General features: G+C 45.8%; 2 protein-coding genes and 1 pseudogene. 1 reads left to right on the forward strand and 2 read right to left on the reverse strand.

The window, feature by feature from the left end; genetic code table 11:
- On the forward strand, nucleotides 1-314 hold a 314-nt coding region (locus A3763_RS22920), incomplete at its 5' end, for an efflux RND transporter permease subunit (RefSeq protein WP_156495280.1).
- Here A3763_RS22920 and A3763_RS22925 read toward each other — a convergent pair.
- Together A3763_RS22925 and A3763_RS22930 are read right to left on the reverse strand one after the other, a co-directional pair.
- Nucleotides 304-933, reverse strand: coding sequence for a hypothetical protein (locus tag A3763_RS22925; RefSeq protein ID WP_068553390.1), 630 nt, complete (start codon nucleotides 931-933; stop codon nucleotides 304-306). The two genes, A3763_RS22920 and A3763_RS22925, sit on opposite strands and share 11 nt — an antisense overlap.
- Nucleotides 926-1,662: pseudogene (locus tag A3763_RS22930) on the reverse strand (hypothetical protein); the annotation flags it as partial. The gene A3763_RS22925 and the pseudogene A3763_RS22930, both read right to left, overlap by 8 nt.

Raw genomic sequence — 1,662 nt, forward strand, 5'->3', positions numbered from 1 at the left:
TGAACGATAGCTTGGTTCTGGTGGATTTTGTTAACAAGCGCCGCAAGGAAGGCAGGGACTTATTGCTAACAGTTAGCGGTGCAGCTGCTGCACGATTCCGCCCAGTTATTCTTACCTCTTTGACCACCTTCTTTGGTTTGATGCCATTGCTGTTTGAACAGTCAACCCAGGCTCAGTTTCTGATTCCGATGGCGGTCTCTTTAGGCTTTGGTATTGTTTTCGCTACCTTAATTACCCTAGTGCTGGTGCCGGTAAATTATTTGGTGATTGCCGATATACAGAGACTGTTTCGCAAGCAAGCACTTAGCGACTAAACTGGCAGTAGCGGTGTGCCAGGCTAATCATGGCTTGATCTTCCGTCTCGAGTATAAGTTCTTTATCTTCGATATAAGAGAGTGCCTGCCCACTCAGCTGATTGCTACTTTGGCTCTGTTCCAGGTAGCAATATTGTTCAGAGGGAGTTTGTAGGTCATCTGGCTCGTAAGTCTTACCTGTTACCACATATTCACCTGTCGATATAAGTGTGCGGTGAAACACGGTAAAGGAGGTATCAATAAAGGCTTTGTCTGGATTGTTATTTGAATCTTGAGCCTCAGAGATAATCTTTAGGGCATCACTAGTCTTTCGGTCTGAGGCGGACTTGAGTATCGATTCGGTATAGGTGATATCGCTGCTGAAAAAGCTGCCTGAGCTTGAGAGCAACCACCAGATAGCCGCAGCTGTTAGGGCAAGCACGCAGAGGCTGACGGTGATGTGCATGGCCATCAGTGTGCGACGAGAGCTCTGCTGGAACTGATAAAGAGAGGAGAGCTCCAGTTGTTTATCCACTTGGGTATCTATAGCACGATTCATCGCATCGAAGTTGTGCGAGACGGACTCGTATTGCTCAGACTCTTTATCGCCTGTTGTTTGTTCACTTGCTTGCTTAGCCATCACTATGCCCGTTATTAGGCTTGGTTTCATCACGGCCTTTAGTATTGTTTTCCTTTAGGTCTTGCTCATCAAAGCTGTGATTCTCGGCAAGTTTGAGTAGCGACTTATCCTCCGTATACAAAGGTACGTGTACGATTTCCTTTTTGATGATCTCGACAGGAACTTCAACCTTAACCACTTTCTCGACAGGCACTTCTTTGATGACTTCGGTGGCGACTTCTTTTATCACGGGGCGGCGCTGCACTTGTCTCCAGTAGATGATAAGGCGGCGGGCGCTATTGAAAGCTTTCTTGGTAATTGAAGGGATGCTGTCTCGATCTGCTTTATAGTCTGCAATTGATGGGTCTCGAATAACGTAGGATGCAAAGGCCAATAAGATGCCAGTCACGGCAATAAGCAAAGCAAGGCTACCAAACCATAGTGTTGCAATGGTCATCACATCCTTTCTGCCCAGGTCAGCTGCAGACTCTTTGTTATACCACCATTGAGCCATGCGGTAGACTTGGTTGTCGCCAACTTTCAGGTTGACCAGATTACGCAGTTCAACGCGCTGTTTGCTCTTGTCAAAGATAGTCTGATCGAGTTCTTTAATAATGGCATCATTTTCAGAAAGCTGTTTGAATTCCTTTTCTCGTATTTGCTCATTCTCGCCTTGCTGTTCTTGGAATTTCTTTTCGACACGTGCCAATTCCTTCATATGAGTTTGAATGACCGATTCGATATCTTTTT

Source organism: Oleiphilus sp. HI0128 (genome assembly GCF_001635365.1).

Bases quoted from the DNA above. Each gene is read 5' to 3' on its own strand.
- A3763_RS22925 (WP_068553390.1), bottom strand. From the start codon at position 933: ATGGCTAAGCAAGCAAGTGAACAAACAACAGGCGATAAAGAGTCTGAG.